Annotated in this window: 1 protein-coding gene; it reads right to left on the bottom strand. The window is 71.4% G+C overall.

Annotated features, from left to right (window positions below; genetic code table 11):
- Positions 1-63: 63 nt before the first annotated feature.
- Positions 64-517: hypothetical protein (locus G3I60_RS43915; RefSeq protein ID WP_203675339.1), on the bottom strand; the 454-nt coding region annotated here is incomplete at its 5' end.

Genomic DNA, 517 nt, shown 5'->3' with positions numbered 1-517 from the left:
CTGCGCGACCCGGACGGGGCGCAATTCACAGTGACGTCGCGTCTCCCTCGCTGAGCCCGTCGGCTATCGGACCGACGAGTACAGGTGCTGGTCGCCTTCCGGAAGCCGGGCGCGGGCCCGGCCGCTCCAGAGCAGCAGGCCGTGGCACCGCTCCCAGCGGGCGACCCGCCACCCGCGGGCCAGCCACACCGCCCCGAGGAACAGCGGCGAGAGGGCCAGACTGCGCTCCCACAACAGCCCGCCGCCCAGCGCATATGCCACCAGGAAGACGAAGAGGTACACGTTGACGCAGTTGCGGTACTGCTCGCCCTGCGTCGGCAGGACCGCGCCGGTCTCCTCCAGCGGTACCGCCCTGTCGAAGTCCTGGCCCTCTCCGAACCACTTCAGCCGGGAGACGCTCAGAACTCCGAACCCCGCGGCGCACACCAGGAGCAGCAGACCGAAGGCGACCGCATGCGCGACACCTCGCGGCGCCTCGGCAGCGCCCTGCACCCCGAAAACCACCCCCGCACTCACG

Source organism: Streptomyces sp. SID13666 (assembly GCF_010548325.1).
Classification (GTDB): Bacteria; Actinomycetota; Actinomycetes; order Streptomycetales; family Streptomycetaceae; genus Actinacidiphila; species Actinacidiphila fildesensis.
This window is presented reverse-complemented; position numbering and strand designations above follow the sequence as displayed.